The sequence below is a fragment of the Salinisphaera sp. SPP-AMP-43 genome, from assembly GCF_049568105.1.
Lineage (GTDB): Bacteria > Pseudomonadota > Gammaproteobacteria > Nevskiales > Salinisphaeraceae > Salinisphaera.
The window spans coordinates 969,819-992,650 of sequence record NZ_CP145335.1 but is presented as its reverse complement, the minus strand read 5'-3'; the positions used below and the strand labels follow the sequence as shown (position 1 = coordinate 992,650).

General features: G+C 61.6%; 16 protein-coding genes. 11 read left to right on the top strand and 5 right to left on the bottom strand.

Annotated features, from left to right (window positions below; all coding sequences use genetic code 11):
* Positions 1-81: 81 nt before the first annotated feature.
* Positions 82-1,296: a transcription termination factor Rho gene (rho, locus tag V5738_RS04260; RefSeq protein WP_423824238.1), complete on the bottom strand. Its 1,215-nt coding sequence runs from the start codon at positions 1,294-1,296 to the stop codon at positions 82-84.
* Positions 1,297-1,737: 441 nt separating this feature from the next.
* A complete protein-coding gene (gene trxA / locus V5738_RS04255; protein WP_423823164.1) occupies positions 1,738-2,064 on the bottom strand; it encodes a thioredoxin TrxA in 327 nt (108 codons plus the stop codon).
* A gap of 512 nt (positions 2,065-2,576) precedes the next feature.
* On the opposite strand from trxA, the gene V5738_RS04250 reads away from it, so the two are divergent.
* The gene (locus V5738_RS04250; RefSeq protein ID WP_423823163.1) at positions 2,577-3,899 is read left to right on the top strand and encodes a DEAD/DEAH box helicase; all 1,323 of its coding nucleotides are present in this window, start codon (positions 2,577-2,579) and stop codon (positions 3,897-3,899) included.
* 81 nt (positions 3,900-3,980) lie between these two features.
* On the top strand, positions 3,981-4,781 hold the full coding sequence (gene cysQ / locus V5738_RS04245) for a 3'(2'),5'-bisphosphate nucleotidase CysQ (protein ID WP_423823162.1): 801 nt from the start codon (positions 3,981-3,983) through the stop codon (positions 4,779-4,781).
* 39 nt (positions 4,782-4,820) lie between these two features.
* On the opposite strand, the gene V5738_RS04240 is transcribed toward cysQ, so the two are convergent.
* The 3 genes from V5738_RS04240 to V5738_RS04230 form a co-directional block, all read right to left on the bottom strand.
* Positions 4,821-5,270: a universal stress protein gene (locus V5738_RS04240; RefSeq protein WP_423823161.1), complete on the bottom strand. Its 450-nt coding sequence runs from the start codon at positions 5,268-5,270 to the stop codon at positions 4,821-4,823.
* A 249-nt stretch (positions 5,271-5,519) separates the two neighbouring features.
* The gene (locus V5738_RS04235; protein ID WP_423823160.1) at positions 5,520-6,152 is read right to left on the bottom strand and encodes a hypothetical protein; all 633 of its coding nucleotides are present in this window, start codon (positions 6,150-6,152) and stop codon (positions 5,520-5,522) included.
* 49 nt (positions 6,153-6,201) lie between these two features.
* Positions 6,202-8,589 (bottom strand): penicillin-binding protein 1A, encoded by a 2,388-nt coding sequence (locus tag V5738_RS04230; protein WP_423823159.1) that lies wholly within the window; start codon positions 8,587-8,589, stop codon positions 6,202-6,204.
* A gap of 228 nt (positions 8,590-8,817) precedes the next feature.
* Here V5738_RS04230 and pilM point away from each other — a divergent pair, with 228 nt between their 5' ends.
* The 9 genes from pilM to V5738_RS04185 all read left to right on the top strand — a co-directional run bounded on the left by pilM (position 8,818) and on the right by V5738_RS04185 (position 22,754).
* Positions 8,818-9,900, top strand: a complete 1,083-nt coding sequence (gene pilM / locus V5738_RS04225) for a type IV pilus assembly protein PilM (RefSeq protein ID WP_423823158.1) — start codon at positions 8,818-8,820, stop codon at positions 9,898-9,900.
* Entirely contained in the window at positions 9,897-10,502 is a 606-nt protein-coding gene (locus V5738_RS04220) for a PilN domain-containing protein (RefSeq protein ID WP_423823157.1), read from the top strand. The genes pilM and V5738_RS04220 overlap by 4 nt, the downstream gene beginning before the upstream one ends.
* Positions 10,499-11,146, top strand: a complete 648-nt coding sequence (locus V5738_RS04215; protein WP_423823156.1) for a type 4a pilus biogenesis protein PilO — start codon at positions 10,499-10,501, stop codon at positions 11,144-11,146. The genes V5738_RS04220 and V5738_RS04215 overlap by 4 nt, the downstream gene beginning before the upstream one ends.
* Positions 11,143-11,682 carry a pilus assembly protein PilP gene (locus V5738_RS04210; protein WP_423823155.1) on the top strand — a complete coding sequence of 180 codons (540 nt, stop codon included), beginning with the start codon at positions 11,143-11,145 and terminating at the stop codon, positions 11,680-11,682. The genes V5738_RS04215 and V5738_RS04210 overlap by 4 nt, the downstream gene beginning before the upstream one ends.
* Before the next feature lie 5 nt (positions 11,683-11,687).
* Positions 11,688-13,895 carry a type IV pilus secretin PilQ gene (gene pilQ / locus V5738_RS04205; RefSeq protein WP_423823154.1) on the top strand — a complete coding sequence of 736 codons (2,208 nt, stop codon included), beginning with the start codon at positions 11,688-11,690 and terminating at the stop codon, positions 13,893-13,895.
* A 573-nt stretch (positions 13,896-14,468) separates the two neighbouring features.
* On the top strand, positions 14,469-14,999 hold the full coding sequence (aroK, locus tag V5738_RS04200) for a shikimate kinase AroK (protein ID WP_423823153.1): 531 nt from the start codon (positions 14,469-14,471) through the stop codon (positions 14,997-14,999).
* A gap of 525 nt (positions 15,000-15,524) precedes the next feature.
* The gene (gene aroB / locus V5738_RS04195) at positions 15,525-16,625 is read left to right on the top strand and encodes a 3-dehydroquinate synthase (RefSeq protein ID WP_423823152.1); all 1,101 of its coding nucleotides are present in this window, start codon (positions 15,525-15,527) and stop codon (positions 16,623-16,625) included.
* Positions 16,626-16,821: 196 nt separating this feature from the next.
* On the top strand, positions 16,822-21,279 hold the full coding sequence (gltB, locus tag V5738_RS04190) for a glutamate synthase large subunit (protein ID WP_423823151.1): 4,458 nt from the start codon (positions 16,822-16,824) through the stop codon (positions 21,277-21,279).
* A 68-nt stretch (positions 21,280-21,347) separates the two neighbouring features.
* Positions 21,348-22,754: an FAD-dependent oxidoreductase gene (locus tag V5738_RS04185; RefSeq protein WP_423823150.1), complete on the top strand. Its 1,407-nt coding sequence runs from the start codon at positions 21,348-21,350 to the stop codon at positions 22,752-22,754.
* Positions 22,755-22,832 lie beyond the last annotated feature (78 nt).

Sequence of the window (22,832 nt, the reverse complement as noted above, 5' to 3'; positions counted from 1 at the left end):
TTCTCCGGAACGATCGAGCGGACATTAAAAAAGCGGGCCCAGGGGCCCGCTTTTCTTGTTGCCGATTCCGGTCGGTGCCGACTAGCGCTTCATCGACTCGAAGAACTCGGCATTGGTCTTGGTCTGCTTCATGCGATCGATGAGCAGTTCCATGGCGGCCAGATCGTCCATGCCGTGCAACAGCTTGCGCAGCACCCACATACGCTGCAGCTCGTCCTGCGGCACCATCTTCTCCTCGCGGCGCGTGCCGGAGCGATTGACATGGATAGCCGGGTAGATGCGTTTCTCGGCAATACGGCGATCCAGATGGACTTCCATATTGCCGGTGCCCTTGAACTCCTCGTAGATGACTTCGTCCATCTTGGAGCCAGTCTCGATCAGCGCGGTGGCCATGATCGTCAGGCTGCCGCCTTCCTCGACGTTACGGGCTGCACCAAAGAACCGCTTGGGCTTCTGCAGGGCGTTGGCGTCGACACCACCGGTCAGCACTTTGCCGGACGACGGCGCGACCGTATTGTAGGCGCGTGCCAGCCGGGTAATGGAATCCAACAGAACCACCACGTCCTTCTTGTGCTCGACCAGACGCTTGGCTTTTTCGATGACCATATCGGCCACCTGGACGTGGCGTGCGGCCGGCTCGTCGAAGGTCGAAGACACGACTTCGCCGCGCACCGAGCGCTCCATTTCGGTCACCTCTTCCGGGCGCTCATCGATGAGCAGCACGATCAGGTGGCAGTCCGGGTGGTTATAAGCAATCGACTGCGCGATGTTTTGCATCATCATCGTCTTGCCGGCCTTGGGCGGCGAGACGATCAGACCGCGCTGGCCTTTGCCGAAGGGCGCGACCAGGTCGATGGTACGGGCCGTAATGTCTTCGGTGGAGCCGTTGCCCAGCTCCATATGCAGCCGCTCGGTCGGGAACAGCGGGGTCAGGTTTTCGAACAGAACCTTGCCCTTGGACTTCTCGGGCGGATCCTCGTTGATGTCATCGACCTTGAGCAGCGCGAAATAACGCTCAGACTCTTTCGGCGGCCGAATACGCCCGCGAATGTTGTCCCCGGTGCGCAGCGAAAAGCGCCGGATCTGGCTCGGCGAGACGTAAATATCGTCCGGCCCGGCCATATAGGAGGATTCGTTCGAGCGCAGGAATCCGAAACCGTCCGATAGGATCTCGAGTACGCCATCGCCATAGATGCGCTCGCCGGATTTGGCGTGCGCCTTGAGCATGGCGAAGATCAGCTCCTGCTTGCGCAGCCGCGAGATGTTGTCCAGGTCCATGTCCTGGGCCATCTCCATCAGCTCGGCTGCCGTCTTGCGCTTGAGCTCGGTCAGATTGAGGATCGGTCCGTCGCCGGCGGCGCCGGCATAGGCTTCGAATTCGGCTTCGTCGATATCCTCGTTCGGCGGGTTGTTCGGCCCCTTGTTGCCTCCCGAGCGACCGCGGTTGCTGCTGCTCTTCTTATTATTGTTGTTGTTGTTATTCGGACCGCCGTTGTTGTTTTTGCGACGCCGGCCGCGGCGGTTGTTGTTTCCACCACCGTTACCGCCACTGCCACCCGTATTGTTGTTATTGGAGGTAGTGGAAGAATCCTTGGTCTGGCGTTCTTCAACAGTTTCTTCGGACACGGTTATACACGCTCATTCGGGATTTTCGCCGCCCGGACGGACAACGATTCGAGGATGGAGAGATCAAGGCGCCGCCGGCTCGGGCCGGCAGCGCCGATCTCTGTCAGGCATTTAGATGTGCTGATCAACAAACTCGGCCAACTGGCTCTTGGATACCGAGCCGACCTTGGTACCGGCGACTTCGCCGTCTTTGAACAGCATCAGCGTCGGGATGCCTCGGATGCCGTAACGCGGTGGCGTCTCGGGGTTTTCGTCGACGTTAAGCTTGGCAACAGTCAGCCGACCGTCGTACTCGTCGGCAAGCTCGTCGAGCACGGGCGCGATCTGCTTGCAGGGGCCGCACCATTCGGCCCAGTAATCGACAAGAACCGGACCACTGGCGGACAGCACGTCGTTCTCGAAGCTGTCATCACTGACTTTGACGATATTTTCACTCATGAACGTCCTCACTGTGAGCAGGACCAATTGGAAGAAAGCGTGTGGCGTGCAGGCTGCCGATCTTCGAATGATCGGTGCACGTCTAACACCTAGTTAAGGGCGCGGGAAATATTTGCAAGCTGCGCGAATGACCAGCGACCCGGTCGCCAGGGCCATAAGCTGTTATAGTGCGGGTTGCACAAAACAAGCGCCGGAAAAGCGAGTTGATGCAACTCGAGCATGCAGCGGTTCGCCGCATGCATAATCTTGTCTTGTATTGGAGCTTATCTCAAGCATTTTTTCAACCCTTTTGCCGCAATCGCGGGCCAAGGGTCTTTTGACATTTGCCGTGGCCGGTACCGGCCCTGGCGATCCGCGGCCGCAACGCGCGAACGCGGGCCAGCCTGCCGCCACGAATGGTCGCACATAATGCGGCTGAACATGATTCGCGATGCCTCATCGGGCGAACACGATACAACCACGGCAAACGTCAACGGACCCCTTGTGCGCGACCGGCACGACCGAGAATCCGAATGAGCGAAACCCAAACCACCGACGATACGGCCAGCCCAAGCAAGCTGGTCACCGATACCCGACTCGATGCTCTAGGGCTGCATGAAACCATCGTGGCCGGATTGAACCAGCGCGGTTTTAGCCATGCCACGCCGATTCAGGCCGAAACGCTGCCGCTGGCACTGGCCGGCGGCGATATCGCCGGTCAGGCACATACCGGCACCGGCAAGACTGCCGCTTTCTTGCTGGCCACCCTCGACCGGCTGATGCGACCTGCCCCCGAGCCCAGCGAGCGGGCCCCGGCCGAGGCTGCCCAGCCGCGGGCGCTGATTCTCGCGCCGACCCGCGAATTGGCCGACCAGATCTACCAGGATGCCCTGCCGCTGGCCGCCGATACCGGTCTTAAATGCGTGGTCTGCTACGGCGGCACCGGCTATGAATCGCAGCGCCAAGCGCTCACCGAAGGCGTGGATATTCTGATCGGCACGCCGGGCCGGCTGATCGATTACTACAAGCAAAAGGTTTATACCCTCAAGGCGATCGAGGTCGCCGTGCTCGACGAAGCCGATCGTATGTTCGATCTCGGCTTCATCGACGATATCCGCTATCTGTTCCGCAAGATGCCGGCGCCCGATAAACGCCAGAATCTGCTGTTCTCGGCCACGCTCTCGCACCGCGTTCTGGAACTGGCCTACGAGCACATGAACGATCCGCAACTGGTGCGCACCGATACCGAAACAGTCAACATCGGTGCCATCGAACAAAAGCTCTATCACGTCTCCAAAGACCACAAGATGGCGCTGCTGATCGGGCTGCTGCGTCGGATCGACAGCGGCCGCACCCTAATCTTCATCAACACCAAACGCATGGCCGAACGCATCCAGGATACGTTGGTCGCCAATGGCTTCTCGGCTGCGACGTTGTCTGGTGATGTCGCCCAGAACAAGCGTCTGCGTCTGCTCGAACAATTCAAGCAGGGCGAGCTGCCGATCCTGGTGGCGACCGATGTCGCCGCCCGCGGCCTGCATATCCCGGACGTATCGCACGTCATCAACTACGACCTGCCGCAGGATGCCCAGGACTATGTGCACCGCATCGGGCGCACCGCGCGAGCCGGCAACACCGGCCATGCTGTGTCGTTTGCCTGCGAGGAATACGTCTATTCCCTGCCCGATATCGAAGCCTATATCGAGCACAAGATCGACGCCGAGATGCCGCCCGAAGAACATTTCGCCCGCGATTTCGAACAGCCGGCGCCGCGACGACGCAAACCCCGCGGCGGCAACAGTGGACGACGTGGTCGTGGCAAGCCGGGCCAGAAACCCAGATCCAAAAAGGATTGAGCGATGCCGGTACCGCGCTTGTCTGTCGCAGGCAGGCCGGTATGATGCAGTGTTTCATTGTGATCGAGACTGCGTGCGCCCATGGAAATCACCCGCGAACTGCTGGATTCTGTCTGCCGTATTGCCGTCGATGCCGGCGCTCGGACATTGCCGATCTATCAAGGCGATTTCGACGTCGAAACCAAGGACGACGACAGCCCGCTGACCCAGGCTGATCTGGCTGCGCATCACGCCATTGCAGCCGCATTGACCGAACTGAGCCCGGACACGCCGCAGCTGTCCGAGGAAGGCAGTGAGATCCCGTATGACACGCGCTCGGAATGGCGGGAATACTGGCTGATCGACCCGCTCGACGGCACGCGGGAATTCATCAACAAAAACGACCAGTTCACGATCAACATCGCACTGATCCAGGATGGCCGACCGGTGCTGGGCGCTGTCTATGCACCGGCGCTGGATACGCTCTGGTTCGGCGCCGCCGAACTCGGCGCTTGGCGCCGCGAGGGCGAAGGCGAGATCGAACCGATCACGGTCAGCGCAGCACAGACCGACAAGCCGCGAATTCTGGTGTCGCGCTCGCATCGTTCGGATGCGATCGAACAGTTGCTGGCCCGGATGCCGGATTTCCACCCGGTCAGCATGGGTTCGTCGCTCAAGTTCTGCGTCATCGCCGAAGGTCAGGCCGACTACTATCCACGCCTGGGACCGACCAGCGAATGGGACACCGCCGCCGGCCATGCCGTGCTCAAGGCCGCGGGCGGTTATGTCACCGACGCCCGTGGGCGCCCGTTGCGTTACAACGAGACCGATAGCCTGCTCAACGACTGGTTCATCGCCTATGGCGACGACCGCCACGACTGGCTGTCTTATATCCCGAAGTAAGACGCCATGGCTGCGGCAGCACAGACCGCCGCAGCCGATTCATGTTTCGACCGAGGCATCCTGGGCAATCAGCAGGCTGCAATCGAGTCGGTCCAGAAGCGATGCACCGACCGAGCCCTGCCACCAGCGCGCCAGCACGCCGCGCCGCTGGTGCCCGACGATCACTAGATCGGCCTCTAACTCGGTCGCAAGCTTGGCGATCTGGTGGGCCGGCTCTCCGACCCGGAGATAGCCCTCGGCAGCGATTCCCTTGCCGTTGAGAATCTCGACCCCTTCGGCCAGGATCTTCTCCACGCGCTCCCGCTCGGATTCATACATGCTTTCCGTATAGAACCCCTCGGCTGCCGCCACTGCCCCAGTCAACGGCACGACCGCCAACAAATGCGTCTTGACCTCTCCTGCGCTGAGTAGCGGCAGACTACGGCGCAGCGCGATTCGCCCCTGCTCGCTGCCATCGTAAGCCAGAAGAATCGTTTCGAAATTCTGCATGGTGCCCCTCATCGAACCAATGCTTTGACGATTTTGTAATACCACGGTGCGCGGGTAGTCGTCATCTGGCTATTGGCCGAACGCTGTTTCATAGCCGAAATCCTTGGCCGATAGCTGGCCTTGGCAAGCTACCACGGCCCAATAACAACTCCTGCTACCAAGCCTCGATTCCTTGGCCAGCGCCTGTCTTCGATAGCGCTATCGCCGATCATGTCAATCAACAGACCGGCTTGCCGCACGAGTCGCCGTTCAAAGACTCGCCAGCCGATCCTCGAGTTCAGCGTCGGCGATCAACTGGGCTACGCGATTGGCATTGGCGCGGTCCATGGGCGAGCCGTCGACCAGGCTGCGCGGCGCTTCACGGATTTCTGTATCGGCAAACAGAGTCGCCTCAAAACGATGCTCGCCGGCGACGAACCGGAACGCCGGGTAGAAGCGATGCCCCTCGGAAAAACGACAGCGTCGCTCCACGATTTCGAAGGGGATCCCCCGACTGTCCAGGAACAGATCAAAGCTTTCCGAATGCTCGGCGAATACATGCAGCTGGATATCCGAATGGGCGTTGGCCAGCCCGGATAGCACATCGCCGACCAGGCGCGGCTTGAAATCCGCCATCATGCGCATCGCCGACAGGGCCGCCCGGCGCATATCCGCCAGTTCTCCTGGCTGCTCCTCGCCTGAAAACAGACGCTGATATTCGCCGAGCGCGGCTTCAATCTCGCTGTTTTTGGGCAGGATCGACTGGCGAACATCGATACCCAGCTGCTGGGCGGCCTTCTGTTTGGCGACCCGGAAATCACGAATGCCCTGCTCGGCCATCAGGCGCGCGGCCACTTGCGCCAGTTGTTGACGCTGGGCGGTTTGCTTGCGGGCACTGGCCATGATCGCCTCCATTGGCTGCTGCCGACGCTGCGGCCTGTCGGCCACGGCGTTAGAAAAGCTGTTGAACCTCGTTGGTCGAGTCATGCTTGCCGGAATGCCGCGCCTCCTCGACCGTAGGCGCCTGCCCTTTGCGGAAGATTTCGGGAATACCGCCGCCATTCAGCGCTCGCTGCCCGGTCTTGGAATCGATGTTGACGGTTTCGATGTCCTCCGGCTTGGGCGGCATGGCCTCGGGCATGCCGGACAGGGCTGTCCCCATGAAGTCTACCCACATGGGCAGCGCTGCATGCGCCCCGGTCTCAGCATGCCCCATGGGCTTGAGTTTATCGAAGCCGACCCAGGTCACGGTGACCAGATGGGCATTGAAGCCCGAGAACCAAGCGTCGATCTGGTTGTTCGTGGTCCCCGTTTTACCCGATAGATCCTTGCGGCCGAGCTTGAGCGCGCCCCGCCCGGTCCCGTGTTTGATCACATCGCGCATCATATCGCCCACGATATAGGCATTATCGGCATCGATCACCTGGGGCGCCAGGCGAGCCTCGCTGTCGGCGCCATGGGTCTGTTGCAATGCGGTGCAATCCATGACTTGCTCGCAAGCTACCCTGGGCTTGGCCTTGAATACTTCGTTGCCCCGGCCGTCGGTGATCTGGCTGATGTAATACGGCTTGATCTCGAAGCCTTCGTTAGCCAGCACGGAAAAGGCCGTTGCCATCTGCAGCGGCGAAAAAGTCGCACTACCAAGCGCCAGCGACAGATCGTGCGGCATCTGGTTTTTGGGCAAACCGAACTTGCTGATGTAGTTGATGGCATTGCCGACACCGATTCGGCGCAGCACTCGGATGGATACGAGATTGCGCGAATGCACCAGACCTTCACGCAGCCGTGTCGGGCCAAAAATCTTGCCCGAGTAGTTCTGGGGCCGCCACGAATTATCCAGCCCCGGCGAGTCGTAGACCACGGGGGCGTCGTTGACGATGGTCGCCGCGGTAAAGCCATTGGCCAGGGCCGCGGAATACAGGAACGGCTTGAACGAGGATCCGGGCTGGCGGCGGGCCTGCACGGCGCGATTGAATTTGGACAGCCGGAAATCAAAGCCGCCGACCAGGGCTTCAATCCCCCCGGTACGCGGATTCATGGCGACCAGGGCCCCCTGTACCTTGGGCACCTCGGCCAGCGTCCATTGTTTGGACTTATCCTCGGAGCCGGTATAAGCCAAGCGGACGACATCGCCCTTATCGACCAGGGAATCGGCCTGTTTTTTGCCGTGCAGCCAAGGGATCTGGCTGGCGCCGATCTGTACTTCGCCATACTGGGCTGTGGCCAGCGTAATGTGCTGTCCATCGGTCGACAGCACCACGGCCGGTACCAGACCACCACGCCGGCCCATATCGTCTAGCTGATCCTGCAATGCTTTCTTGTCGTCGACGGTGGCGCTATCGAGCGTTTTTTCTGGACCATGCCAGGCATGTCGGGAATCGTAGGCCAGCAAATCCTTGCGCAAGGCCCGATCGGCGGCGCGCTGGCGCTTGCTGTGCAACGTCGTGATGACTTTGTAACCACCGGTATAGGCTTGGTCGCCGTAGCGGGCGACCATGTCCTGGCGCACCATCTCGGCGATATAGCGAGCGTCGTAGCGTACCGGGTTCTTCTCGCCGGAGGTCTCGCCCGCACTCACCGGAGCGTTGCGGGCCGACTTCCAGGCAGCATCGTCGATATAGCCCAGCGCATGCATCCGCCGCAGCACGTAGTTGCGACGTTGCTTGGCCCGGGTCGGGTTGGCGATCGGATTGAACGCAGACGGCGCCTTGGGCAGCCCTGCCAACATCGCGGCCTGCGGCAGATTGAGCTGGCTCAGCGACTTGCCGTAGTAGACCTTGGCCGCCGCCCCGGCGCCATAGGCCCGCTGACCGAGGTAGATCTTGTTGAGATACAGCTCCAGGATCTGCTTCTTGGTCAGCTTCGACTCCAGCCGCAGCGCCAAGATCATTTCCTTGATCTTGCGGGTATAGGTGCGATCGCGCGTCAGATACATATTGCGCGCGAGCTGCATGGTGATCGTCGAGCCGCCCTGGGTCTTGCGCCCAGTGGTAACCAGATGGACCACGGCCCGCGTCAGCCCTTGATAGTCGACGCCAGGATGCTGCCAGAACCGATCGTCCTCGGCGGCCACGAACGCATTCACCTGTTGCTGGGGAATCTGGTCGTAGGTGACCGGCAAACGGCGCTCGGTACCGAACTCGCCGATCAGCTTATGATCGGCGGTATAGATGCGCAGCGGCTCATGGAGCTGGGTTTCGCCGATATCTCCGGCTTCCGGAAGCTGGGGGCCAAAATACAGATAGACCCCCGCCACGACACAGACTGCCAGGGTGGCAGCCGACAACAGCCCGGCCAACAGAACTACTAAGATCCGGACGCCGCGCGATCCTTTTTTCATCGACATCGCCATCCCTGCGCGTCGTGCATTGCATTCGCTCGAAGCTACGCATCATACCGACGCAAGGATAAGAATGTCGCACGCGTAATTTTCAAGCTGCCGTAAATGGGTGTTTTTGCCCTCTATTCCATAGATTGTCTGACGTAACGCGTCAGGTATAGTGCGGACTTGGGGGCTTCGAAGCGACGGTCCGCGCCTACGGCGGCGGACCCACGCCGGATCGAATCAATGGGGCAACTACTCAGTCTATTGCGTCGCGAGCCGCGCTCGCTGATGGGGGTCGATATCGGCGCGACCCGCGTCAAACTACTAGAGCTGGACCGAGCCGGCGACGGCTATCGGGTACTGGCCTATGCCAGTGAGGCCATGCCCCAGCACGCCGTCAACAATTTTCAGATCGTCGATCCGAAGGCGGTCGCTCGGACCATTCTGCGCGCGCTCGAGCGCAGCGGCAGCCGCACTCGAGATGCCGTAATCGCAGTATCCGGGCCTTCTGTGTTCAGTAAGACCATCCTCATGCCGGCCGGGCTGGACGATACCGAGCTCGAGCAACAGATCTTGTTCGATGCCGAGCATCATATTCCGCATCCGATCGAAGAAGTGAGCCTCGATTTCCAGGTGCTGGGCGCCGATGCCGACAGTCCGCGCTTCAACCGGGTCTTGTTGGTCGCCTGCCGGCGCGACGATATCGAGATGCGTACGGCAGCACTGGAAATGGCGCATATGCGGGTGCATGTGGTCGACGTCGAGGAATACGCCCTGCGCAACGCCTGCCGGCTGCTATCCGGACAGCTGCCGGCGCTCGGTATCGATCATAATCTTGCCGTTTTCGATGTCGGACCGGAACACACCAGACTCACTATCCAGCGCGACGGCCAGAGTGTGTATACCCGGGAATTCCGCTTCGGCGGCAACAAGCTCACCCAGCAACTCATCCAGCGCCACGAACTGACCGATTTCGACGTCCTGCGCGCCAAGATCTATTCCGGCGAACTCAGCGCCCAGGACATCGCGGCCGACCTGCGCGTTTTCGCCGAAAGCCTGGCGATCCAAATCGATCGGATGCTGTCGTTCTACCAATCGGCGGCCGCGGGCAGCGATGAATCGATCGACCATGTCGTCATCGCCGGCGATCCCACCTTGTTTCCCGGCCTGGACGAGGCATTGACGCCCTATCTGCCCTGGTCGTTCACGCTCGGCAATCCGCTGGACGGCATGCTCGCCAGTACCGCTGCCCGGCGTAATCATGTCGGCACCGATGCGCCTACCTTAATGGTCGTAGCCGGACTGGCGCTGCGGGGCGTGGCATGAGCTTGGCGCTACGCATCAACCTGCTCGACTGGCGGGCCGCCGAACGCGAATACAAGCGCAAGCGGTTCATCGCCCAACTGGTGGGCGCTGCCATCGCCACGATCGTAGTGGTCGGCGTGCTGCCCGTGCTCTATTACGGCCATCTACTCGATGCCCAACAGACCCGCAACCGCTATCTGCAACAACAGATCAGCAAGGCCGAACAGCACCTGACCGAGATCCGCGAGCTCAAACAGACCCGGCAGAATCTGGTCAACCGCATGCAGGTGATTGGCGAGCTACAGCATTCGCGTTCGGCGATCGTGCATTATTTCGACCAACTCGCCGCCAGCGTCCCAGACGGGGTCTATCTCATCTCGCTCGATCAAAACGGCGACACCACGACCCTAGATGGCGTGGCCGAGTCCAATGCACGCGTATCGCAGTACATGACCAATCTCGACCAATCACCGTGGTTCACCAATCCGCGGCTGATCGTGATCAAGCGCGATGACCGCAATGGCCGACGGCGGGCCGATTTCACGCTCAAGGTCGATAGCAGCTCGCCCGACTCGCGCACGACACAGGCGACCGCTGCGCCGGCCAGCAGGCCCCCGACATGAGAGCGCTTGGCGAATACATCGACGAGCTGCGCAGTCTCGATCAGAACAATATCGGCAGCTGGCCGACCTGGGCTTATGGTCTGGCGATTTCGGTAGTGTCGCTGGTGATCATGCTGATCGCGGCTTGGTACTTCGTCCTGCCAAAACGCGATGCGCTGGCCGATGCCCGCCGCCAGGAAAGTCAACTCAAGCAGACCTATAAGATCAAACAGCATCTGGTTACCAACCTGGATGCCTATCGCGACCAGTTGGATGCGATGCGCGCCGAGTTCGGTAATCTGTTGGCCCAGCTGCCGAGCAGGACTGAGGTCCCCTCGCTGCTGCGCGATATTTCCCAGACCCGCTCGGAAAACGGGCTGGACGAAGAGCTGTTCAAGCCGAAACCTGAAATCCAAAAAGATTTCTATGCCGTGCTGCCCAACGCACTGATCGTGACCGGCGATTTCCACGACTTCGGCCAGTTCGTCTCCGATGTCGCCGCCCTGCCACGCATCGTGACGATCAGCGACGTCCATATCGAATCGGTTCGCCCCGGCTCGCCGCAGCCAACCGATGCTTCAAGCCCTGGCCTGCTACGCATGAGCCTGACCGCCAGCACCTATCGCTATCTCGGCACCCACGACAGCGCCGAGGCCGGGCCGTGATCGCGCCGGCCTACTATGCGAGTCGCGCTTTGATCCTGTGCGGGCTTTGCCTGAGCTTGGTGGCCTGCGGCTCGGATACCGACGACTTGCACGCCTATGTCGCGCACATCGACGCCCGCAAACCACAGCCGATCGACCCGATGCCCGAGATCGCAAGCTATCAACCCGCCAGCTACCAACCGGCCGGACGACGATCCCCGTTCGTTGCGCCCCACGCCGATCAGCACAGCCGCGACAACGGCATTCGGCCGAATTTGAACCGGGCGCTCGATCCGCTCGAACAGTTCCCGCTGGATGCCCTGCAGATGGTCGGCACAATCTCGATGGCCGGCACCACTTACGCCCTGATCTCGGCCCCCGACCAGGTCGTCCATCGCGTAGCCGCCGGCATGCATCTAGGGCGCCACTACGGTCGCATCGACGCGATCGGCGCGAACGGACTGACGCTGACCGAGATCGTACCCGACGGTAACGGCGGCTACGTCAAACGCGGTGCGGCTCTGGCGCCCGCGACCCGAGACAGCGAGTCAAGATGAAAGCCATGACGCCCCTGCTCCGCTTTGTGTTGTTCCAGACCGTGGCTGTTTGGTGCGGCGTATTGTTATCCACCGGCATCGCCTATGCCGGGCCGGCACTGACCTCGATCGATACTGCGGCCATGGGCAGCGGGCAAGTCAGGCTGCGCTTGCATCTATCGGGGCCGGCGCCGGCGCCCTCGGTGTTCACGGTCGACAACCCGGCGCGGCTATCGATCGACCTGCCCGATACGACATTGGGGCTGGACCAGCGCTATCAGCGTATCGGCGAAGGCCCGGTCGAAGCCGTAACGGCCGCAGCCGGCAACGATAAGACCCGGGTGGTGATCGAGCTCACCCAAATGACGGCCTACGATATCCAGCGCCGGGCCAATGAGATGGTCGTCACCATTGGTGGCAGCCGTACCGGCCAGCGCGCTCCCGCAGCCCAACCCGGCGCCTCGGGCTCGAGCGCTACAGCCAGGCACGGCCCGGCACGCACGATTCGCAACATCGATTTCCGCCGTGGCAGCCAGGGCACGGGCCGGATCGCCGTATCGCTCGACGGCAGCAATGCCCCGGTCGACATCAGCCGCGCGAACGGCCAGATCGTGGCCCGATTGCCGGGCATAGAGCTACCGTCCAGGCTGAAAAAACGCCTGGACGTGACCGATTTCGCGACCCCTGTCCAAACCATCGATGCCCTGTCCTCGGGTGGCGATACCCGTCTGGTGATCACTCCCGAACCCAATATCCCGTTTCAGCGGCTGGCCTACCAGACCGGGAATCAGCTCTATATCGAACTGCAGCCGCTGTCCGAGACCGAAAAACAACAACAGCAGCAGACGCATCCGCAGTACGACGGTAAGCAGATCTCGTTGTCGTTCCAAAATATTCCGATCCGCTCGGTGCTTCAGATCATCGCCGATGTCGCCAATGTGAACATGGTGGTTTCGGATAGCGTCTCCGGCACCATCGCGCTACAACTCGAAGACGTCCCCTGGGATCAGGCGCTGGATATCATTCTCGATGCCAAGGGTCTGGGCATGACCCACAGCAATAACGTCATCACGGTCGCCCCACTGACTGAAATCGCCAGCCGCGAACAGGCCAAGGCCAAGGCACGAGCCGCAAGCCAGGAACTGGCGCCGCTGCATTCCGAGATCATTCAGATCAACTACGCGAATGCGGCCGACATCGCCAATATTCTGCAGTCCGACTCGCGTACGACCACCAAAACCTTTACACCGTCGCCCAATAGCGATCGCACGAGCGGTTATGTCGATGCCGCCCTGTCGCAGATCGCCACCGCCAATCAGCGCAGCTCCTCGGTGATCAGCAACAGCGATGTCGACCAACATTCGCTGTTGTCGCCACGCGGCCATGTGACTGTCGACGATCGCACCAACAGCCTGTTGCTCACCGATACGCAAGGCAAGATCGATCAGGTCCGCGACCTCATCAATCGGCTAGACATCCCGGTTCGGCAGGTACTGATCGAGTCGCGCATCGTCGTGGCCAACCGCGATTTCTCTCGCAATCTCGGCGTGTCCCAGACCGGCGTGGACAATTCCAATTTGAACAACGCCCTGTCCGACGACTTCAATTACAACGCCAACAACCGCGGCTATGCCGTCAGCCTGCCGGCCACCGATGCCACCAGCGTGCTGTCGACCAGCATCATCTCCGATACGTTCAGCCTGAACCTGGAGCTATCGGCCATGGAGTCGGAAAACAACGGCGAGATCATTTCCTCGCCGCGCATCATTACCGCCGACGGCCAGGAAGCTAATATCGAGCAGGGTCGCGAGATCCCCTACCAGTCGGGCAGCGAAGGCAGCGACCAGGGCACCAGCGTCGAGTTCAAAAAAGCCGTGCTGGGCCTGAACGTCACCCCCAAGATCACGCCGAACAAGAAAGTGATCATGAATCTCAACGTTACCCAGGATTCGGTCGGCGAATACGTGCCGACCTCCGAGGGCGGCTCGGTGCCCTCGATCGACACCCGCAGCTTGACCACCCAGGTCCTGGTCGACAACGGCGATACCGTCGTGCTGGGCGGCATTTTCGAGCAGACCAATCGCGACGAAACGGACGGCGTACCGTTCATACGCAAGATCCCCCTGCTCGGTGCCCTGTTCAAAAGCCATTCCCGCCAGCGCGATAAACAGGAGTTGCTGATCTTCGTGACTCCGAAGATCCTCGACAGCAACCTGGCCATCGGCAGGCGCTGATGTCTCACCCTGGCCCGGCTGCCGCGGCGCCGGCCCTAAGACGCCGACCCAAAGACGCGGGCCAGGCAGCGCCGATCGGCCGGCCTGGAGGACGTCATGGGCGCGATTTTGCGCACCGAACCGGGTTTGGCCCCAGTCGGCAAGTCGGAACCCAAGCCCAAAGCGGGAGATCAAATCGGCTGCCGCGGCCATCCGCCAAAGCCATGCCATGGTGGCGAAAGCTTGAGTAAAAATGGCAAAATTGCTAGCGGCCATGTACATAAGCGCATGTGCACGGCTGCTCATGAACGCCGAGCGGTACGGCCAAATTTAATACACCTATCCAAAAAACCACTTCGGTTGGGTTAAAGTACGTCTTCGTGCCAAGGCTTTCCGTGCAGGGCAGCGAGACCACGCAGAACGCCTTTTCGTTCTGCCTGCCGCTTCACAAGACGTCAGAACCAGTATCGACGGCAATTCTCCGGGCCCAATAGCCCGTTCGGCACGGATGGCGTATGCGCGACGACTTACGATCCGGAACCCGGAGACGAGCCGTGATCGTGGCTTTCGTATTCAACTATTGATAGCGAGTACATGGCAGCAAACCCGAATATTTATCTGGTCGGCCCCATGGGGGCTGGCAAAACCACGGTGGGCCGGCGGATTGCCGAGCTCAAAGGCATGAGCTTCGTTGACTCCGATCACGAAGTCGAAAAACGTACCGGCGTGGATATCTCCTTCATCTTCGACATGGAAGGCGAGGCAGGCTTTCGCAAGCGCGAACGCGAGATGATCGCCGAGCTGTCGGAACAACCGAACACCGTCATGGCCACCGGCGGCGGCGCCGTACTGGAAGCCAGCACGCGTGATCTGCTTTCGGCCCGCGGTGTCGTGGTCTATCTCGAAACCTCGCTGGAACAACAGCTGGCCCGTACCCGCAAGTCGGCCGATCGGCCACTGTTGGCCGGCAGCGAGGATCTGGAGACGACGCTGACCCAGCTCATGGAAGAGCGCGATCCGTTGTATCGCTCGATCGCGGACGTCGTGGTCGCGACCGGCGATCAGCAGGCACGCAAGCTGGCCCGTGAAATCGTCGAACAACTGGAAGCGATTGGCACGGCCTGATGCGTCGCGACAGGCCGGCACAGGGCGAATAGGTCTATGCCGGCTTCCGGGTCCGGCCATGGGCTGCTTTCATCGATAGCGCCCTGCGGCTGTGCCCGTGGTATATGGCTGTGCGCCGGATGTCCAGTGCCGGGAGCGCCGTCGTCATCGGGGCACCGCTTCCCCTTAGGGCGTCTCGACCATACCGCACCTGTTCCTGTCCGGGCCGATGCCCATCCCGTGATACGCGATCCGGCCCACAGCCATCGTGATCCTGTGCAGGTGGGCCTGGTGGCGACATGATGATCCATAGGCGCCTTGTCGATGCACAGCGCATCGGTTTGCCGTTCGAACGGCAAGATCGGCTGTGCGGTCTCGGCGACTACGGGGGCTTGGCTGCCGGTGGGCTGGGCATGCTCTGAATCGATATCGATGCCTGCAACCAAGGCTGGCACGATAAGCTGGCCGGAGCGGTCGTCGTACGCCCACAGGCCGTCGCGATCTTCGATACCCCAACGTCAACGCCCACCGCTACAGGATGAAAGGATGAGTGATCAGGCCGCAACCGCTACGCTGCATGTCGCCCTCGGCGAACGCAGCTACGATATCCATATCGGCCCGAACTTGATCGCCGATCCACAGGCCTATGCCGGTGCCATTCGCGGGCGCCGTGTCCTGATCGTGACCAACGATACCGTCGCCGAACACTATCGCGCCCCGGTCGAACAGGCACTGACGGCCGAACATGACGTCGATACGCTGATCTTGCCGGACGGCGAAGCCTATAAGACCCTGGCGACGCTGGATACCGTCGCAGAACACCTGTTAGCCGGCGGCTACGGACGCGATGCCACGATCGTGGCCCTCGGCGGCGGCGTGATCGGCGACGTCGCCGGGTTCGCCGCGGCCGTTTATCAGCGCGGCATCGATTTCGTGCAGGTACCGACTACCCTGTTGGCCCAGGTCGATTCCTCGGTCGGTGGCAAGACCGGCGTCAACCATCCGCTGGGCAAGAACATGATCGGGGCTTTCTACCAACCCAAGCGGGTGCTGGCCGACATCGACGTTCTGGTCACCTTGCCGGAGCGGGAATTCGCTGCCGGCATGGCTGAAGTCATCAAATACGGGCTAATTCGCGATGCGGTTTTTTTCGACTGGCTGGAAGCCAACATGGCCGGAATCAACGCCCGCGAGCCAGAGTTGATCACCGAAATCGTCCGCCGTTCGGTCGCCAACAAGGCCGAAGTCGTAATTGCCGACGAGCGTGAAGCCGGCGAGCGCGCCTTGCTCAATCTCGGCCATACCTTCGGGCACGCCCTAGAAGCCGAGCTCGGCTACGGCGCCTGGCTGCACGGCGAGGCTGTTGCCGCGGGCATGTGCATGGCCGCAGACACCTCGCAGCGCCTGGGCTGGCTGGATAGCGCCCAGGTCGAACGTATTAACGCCGTGATCGCCGCAGCCGGCCTGCCGACCGCCCCGCCGCCGCAGACTTCCGCGGCCCGCATCTTCGAGTTGATGCGCCGCGACAAAAAAGTCTCGGCCGGAGCCCTGCCATTGATTCTGCTGGCCGATATCGGCCACGCCGTACGCCACACCGATTTTGGCGACGCACTCGACCAAACGCTGCACCATTATCTGGCAGCATAGTCTGAGCGGGTCGGCCAGGCCGATTGATTGTCGACCGTTGGCCTTTTATATTGAATGACGCGGTGCAACCGCTCTTGCGCGCGTCGAGTAAACGTGCGCTCCCGTCGTCAGTGAATCCGCGCTTATCTCAACTGCGTGACCGCAACGGGCCGCGGCCGGTGCTGCGACGACTCTAGCCCATCCAAGGGAATGGACTATGCACAATTTCCAAGGCGGACTCTATTCATCAGAGTTCGAGAAAGACGCCTGCGGCTTTGGCCTGATCGCCAATATGGACGACAAGCCGAGCCACTGGCTGGTCGATACCGCGATTGGCGCACTGGAGCGCCTGACCCATCGTGGTGCAGTAGCAGCCGACGGCAAGACCGGCGATGGCTGCGGGCTGTTGATCAAAAAACCCGATTCATTTTTACGTACGATCGCCGACGAGCTCGGCATCGAGCTGGCCGAACTGTATGCCAGCGGCATCGTGTTCCTGAGCCAGGACGACGACACCGCCCGCGCTGCGAAAGCCGAGCTGGCCCGGCAACTCGAATTCGTAGGGCTGACCGTAGCCGGCTGGCGTGATGTGCCGACCGATGCCGAATCGGCCTGTGGCGCCGAAGCGCTCGAGACCCTGCCGCGCTTCGAGCAGGTTTTCGTCAACGCCCCGCAGGAAATGGGCCGCGACGATTTCGAGACCAAGCTGATCATCGCCCGTCGGCGTACCGAAAACGCCCTGCCGGAAGACGACACGTTCTATGTGCCGTCGCTGTCGGCGCGGGTGTTCTCCTTCAAGGGCATGGTGATGCCAAGCTATCTCACCGTGTTCTATAAGGATCTCGCCGACGAACGGCTGACTACGGCGCTGTGTGTATTCCACCAGCGTTTTTCGACCAATACGCTGCCGCAGTGGCGGCTCGCCCAGCCGTTCCGTTATCTGGCGCACAACGGTGAAATCAACACCATCACCGGCAATCGCAACTGGTCGACCGCGCGCGCGTCCAAGTTCGCCTCCGAGAAACTGTCGGATCTGGAAGCCATCCAGCCGCTGGTGTCGATGACCGGCTCGGATTCATCCAGCCTCGACAACATGCTCGAGATCCTGCTGGCCGGCGGCATGGACATGTTCTATGCCATGCGGCTGCTGATGCCGCCAGCCTGGCAGAACGTGGATTACATGTCGGCCGACATGCGCGCGTTCTACGAATACAACTCCATGCATATGGAACCCTGGGACGGCCCGGCCGGCATCGTGCTCACCGACGGCCGCTATGCGGCCTGTTGCATGGACCGCAACGGCCTGCGCCCAGCCCGCTACGTGATCACCAAGGACCGCCATATCACCCTGGCCTCCGAGATCGGCGTCTGGGATTACGATCCTGAGGACGTGGTCGCCAAGGGTCGGCTGAAACCGGGCGACATGCTGGCCGTGGATACCGACAACGGCGAACTGTTGCACCCACGTGATATCGATGCCCGCCTGGCCAGCCGTGCGCCCTACAAGCGCTGGCTGAAAAAGCATTCCCGGATTCTGGAATCGCGGCTGACCGATACCCGCGATGAAGCCTGGATGGAACGCAGCCGCCTGAAGTCGCTGGAAAAACTCTTCCACGTGACGTTCGAGGAACGGGATCAGGTACTGCGCCCGCTGGCCGAAGCCGGCCAGGAAGCGACCGGCTCGATGGGCGACGACACCCCATTCCCGGTCTTGTCGCGGGTCGACCGCGTGCTCTACGACTACTTCCGTCAGCAGTTCGCCCAGGTCACGAATCCGCCGATCGATCCGCTACGCGAGCGGATCGTGATGTCGCTGGAGACCTGTTTCGGCCGCGAACTCAATGTCTTTGACGAGTCGGAGGATCGCGCCAAGCGGCTGGTCATCGATTCACCGGTGCTGTCCACCGGCAAGTTCCGGCGTCTGTTGTCGGTCGACGATGACGACTATGCCCACGTCACCCTGGACCTGACCTATCCGGCCAACGGCGATCTGCGCGAGGCGATCGTAGCGCTATGCGATCGCGTGGTTGACGAGGTCCGCAATGGCCAAACGATCATCGTGCTCACCGATCGCAACGTCGAAGCCGGCCAGCTGCCGATCCAAGCTCTGCTGGCCACCGGCGCCGTCCATCATCGGCTGACCCGCGAGAACCTGCGCTGTGATGCCAACCTGGTCATCGATACCGCCAGCGCGCGCGATGCCCATCATTTCGCCTGCCTGATCGGCTACGGTGCGACCGCGATCCATCCGTATCTGGCCTATGAATGCCTCAACGATCTGACCACGGTCGGCCAGATCAAAGACCGCGATGCCGACGAGCTGTGCGCGGCCTATCGCAAGGGCATCAATAAGGGCCTATACAAGATCATGTCCAAGATGGGCATTTCGACGGTCACCAGTTACCGCGGAGCCCAGCTGTTCGAAATCGTGGGTCTGGCCGACGAGGTCGTGGATCTGTGCTTTGCCGGCACGGTGTCGCGCATCGGCGGGGCCAGCTTTGCGCATCTACAGGCCGATGCGGCGCATCTGGCCAAAAACGCCTGGAATACGCGTATCGCGATCGACCAGGGCGGACTGCTCAAGTTCGTCTATGGCCAGGAATATCACTGCTATAACCCGGACGTGATTGCGACCCTGCATGAGGCGGTGTCCTCCGGCGAATACGCCAAGTATCAGGAGTATGCCCAGGTCGTACAGGGCCGCCCGGTCGCCGTGTTCCGCGACCTGCTGGCACTGCGCGACGATCTGGCCCCTATCGATATCGACGAGGTCGAGTCGATCGAGGACATCACCCCCAGATTCGACTCCGCCGGCATGAGCCTAGGCGCCCTATCGCCCGAAGCTCATGAGTCGCTGGCCCAGGGCATGAACCGCATGGGTGGGCGCTCGAACTCCGGCGAAGGCGGCGAAGATTCGGCTCGCTTTGGCACCGAGAAGATGTCCAAGATCAAGCAGGTCGCCTCCGGCCGCTTCGGTGTGACTCCGCATTATCTGGTCAACGCCGAAGTGCTGCAGATCAAGATCGCCCAGGGCGCCAAGCCCGGCGAAGGTGGCCAGTTGCCCGGCCATAAGGTCAACGAGATGATCGCCCGGCTGCGCTATTCGCGCCCGGGTGTGGCACTGATCAGCCCGCCGCCGCATCACGACATCTACTCGATCGAGGATCTTGCCCAGCTGATCTTCGATCTGAAGCAGGTCAATCCGAAGGCGTTGGTCTCGGTCAAACTGGTGGCCGGGCCTGGCGTGGGCACGATCGCAGCCGGCGTGGCCAAGGCCTATGCCGATCTGATCACCATCTCCGGCTACGACGGCGGCACCGGCGCTTCACCACTGACTTCGGTGCGCTATGCCGGCACGCCCTGGGAGCTGGGCCTGTCGGAAACCCACCAGACGCTGCGCGCCAACGATCTGCGCGAAAAGGTCCGGGTCCAGACCGACGGCGGGCTCAAAACCGGACTGGATGTGATCAAGGCCGCGATCTTGGGCGCCGAATCCTTTGGTTTCGGCACCGGGCCGATGGTCGCGCTCGGCTGCAAGTACCTGCGGGTCTGCCATCTGAACAACTGCGCGACGGGCGTGGCCACCCAGAACCAAACCCTGCGCGATCGCTACTACATCGGCATCCCCGAGATGGTGCAGAACTTTTTCAAGTTCATCGCCCAGGACACCCGCGAGATCATGGCCTCGATCGGCGTGAAGAAACTCGAGGATCTAATCGGGCGTACCGACCTGCTCGAAATCCTGCCCGGCGAAACCGCCAAGCAATCGGCGCTGGATCTCAAGCCATTGCTGTCCAAAGGCGGGCTGGCCGACGACAATCCAATGTACTGTGTCTCGCCGCACAACCAGCCTTTCGACAAGGGCGAACTGGCCGAGCGCATGGTCGCGGATACCCTGGAAGCGATCGAGAACAAGGCCGGAGGCACATTCGCCTACGACGTGCGCAACAGCGACCGCTCGATCGGCGCCCGTGTATCCGGCGAGATCGCCGCCCGTCACGGCAACCTTGGCATGGAAGACACGCCGATCACACTGGAGCTGACCGGCACCGCCGGCCAGAGCTTCGGCGTCTGGAACGCCGGCGGGCTGCATTTGCATCTCACCGGGGACGCCAACGACTATGTGGCCAAGGGCATGGCCGGCGGCCGTATCATCATCCGGCCGGCCGACAACGCAGCCTTCGTGGCCCGCGATGCGGCAATCATCGGCAACACCTGCCTGTACGGCGCTACCGGCGGGACGCTGTATGCGGCCGGCCAGGCCGGGGAGCGCTTCGGGGTACGCAACTCGGGCGCCACGGCTGTGGTCGAGGGCGTAGGCGATCACGGCTGTGAATACATGACCGGCGGCTGTGTGGTCGTGCTTGGCGGCACCGGCGTGAACTTCGGGGCCGGCATGACCGGCGGTGCAGCTTATGTGCTGGATGAAAAACGCGAGTTCGTCGATCGCTACAACCACGAGCTGATCGACATTCATCGCGTGGTCTCTGAGAACATGGAAGCCCACCGGCACTATCTGTACCAGCTCATCGAAGCCTACGTAGACGCCACGGGCAGTGCCTGGGGTTCGGAGATCCTCGAGGATTTCCGCGACTACGTCGGCCAGTTCTGGCTGGTCAAGCCAAAGGCGGAAAGCGTCGAGACCATTCTCGACACACTGACCCGCGCCGCCTAAGCCAAACGCCCGCCAGCAGGGCCGCGGATCGACCGCGGCCCGCTTTTGCATCGCGACAAGGGACATCGATGGCAAAGAACAATCTTCAGTTTCTCGACGTACCGCGCCAGGATCCGGCCAAGGTGGCCGTGCCCGTGCGTATCCACGAGTTCGCCGAGATCTACGGTCAGTTCGACAAGGAAACGGCCGTCCAGCAGTCCGGACGCTGTATTTCCTGCGGCAATCCGTACTGCGAATGGAAGTGCCCGGTGCACAACTACATTCCGAACTGGCTCAAGATGGTCAACGAGGGCAATCTGTTCGAGGCCGCAGAACTGTCGCACGCCACGAACACGCTGCCCGAGATCTGCGGCCGTATCTGCCCGCAGGACCGCCTGTGCGAAGGCGCCTGCACTATGAACGACGGCCTGGGCGCGATCACCATCGGCTCGGTCGAAAAATACATTACCGACGAAGCCTTCAAGCAAGGCTGGCGGCCAGATGTCTCGGACGTGGTCTGGACCGACAAGAAGGTCGCCGTGATCGGGGCCGGCCCAGCCGGGCTGGGGGCGGCGGATATTCTGGTGCGCGGCGGCGTCAAGGCCGTGGTCTTCGACAAGTACCCGCGCATCGGCGGTCTGCTGACCTTCGGCATCCCGCCTTTCAAGCTCGAAAAAGACGTTGTGGAAACTCGCCGCGAAGTCATGGAAGGCATGGGCGTGGAATTCCGGCTCGGCTGCGAGGTCGGCCGTGACATCCAGATCGACGAGCTCATGCAAGAATACGATGCCGTATTCATGGGCATGGGCACCTATACCTACATGAAGGGGGGCTTCCCCGGCGAAGACCTGTCCGGCGTCCACGAAGCCCTGCCCTTTTTGGTCGGCAACATCAATCGCGAGATCGGTGTGAAGGGCGAGCATCCTTTCATCGACATGTCCGGCCAGCGCGTGGTGGTTCTCGGCGGCGGCGATACTGCTATGGACTGCAACCGGACCTCGATCCGCCAGGGCGCGACCGAAGTGATCTGTGCCTATCGACGCGACGAAGAGAACATGCCGGGCTCGGCCCGCGAGTTCGAAAACGCCAAGGAAGAAGGCGTGCAGTTCTTGTTCAATCGCCAGCCGGTCGAGATCGTAGGGGATACCCACGTCGAAGGCATCAAAATGGTGACCACCCGGCTCGGTGATCCCGACGAGCGCGGCCGTCGTCGCCCGGAGCCGGTCCCTGGCACCGAAGAGGTCATCGAAGCCGACCGCGTGATCATCGCCTTCGGCTTCCGCCCGAACCCGCAGGACTGGTTCGACACCCACGAAGTCGAATGCGACGACGGCGGCCGAGTGATCGCCCCCGAGCAGGGTCGCTTCAAGCACCAGACCACCAACCCCAAGATCTTCGCCGGCGGCGACATGGTGCGCGGCTCGGATCTGGTGGTCACGGCCGTGTTCGAAGGTCGCGAGGCCGCCAAGGGCATTCTCGACTACCTCGAAGTCTGACCGGGTCGTAAAGCTTCAGGCCGTACAAAGACAGCCCGCTTCCAGCGGGCTGTCTTGTTTGGGGCGGAGACCGTGCCG